The organism is Streptomyces sp. P17 (assembly GCF_032436805.1).
In the GTDB taxonomy this organism is placed as follows: domain Bacteria; phylum Actinomycetota; class Actinomycetes; order Streptomycetales; family Streptomycetaceae; genus Streptomyces.
The window spans coordinates 1-279 of the sequence record NZ_JAVRBF010000698.1 but is presented as its reverse complement, the minus strand read 5'-3'; the positions used below and the strand labels follow the sequence as shown (position 1 = coordinate 279).

At 47.3% G+C, this 279-nt stretch carries 1 protein-coding gene; it reads left to right on the top strand.

What is annotated here, in order from left to right:
- Positions 1–279 (top strand): BREX system Lon protease-like protein BrxL (locus RMT89_RS42640; RefSeq protein ID WP_315889134.1); only part of this gene is annotated, 279 nt, incomplete at both ends.

Genomic DNA, 279 nt, shown 5'->3' with positions numbered 1-279 from the left:
AAGACTATATGGCCTCGGGCTCGTTCTCCCGTGGCCGTGATTCTATTGAAGGTAAAGCCTCGATGGTGTTTGTCGGTAATATTGATCACAGCGTTGAGATGCTGGTGAAAACCAGCCACCTGTTAGCGCCATTCCCTGAGGAAATGATTGATTCCGCTTATTTTGACCGCTTCCATGCCTATATTCCCGGTTGGGAGATCCCGAAAATGCGGCCTGAATATTTTACAGACCGTTTTGGTTTAATAACTGATTATCTGGCCGAGTATATGCGCGAGATGC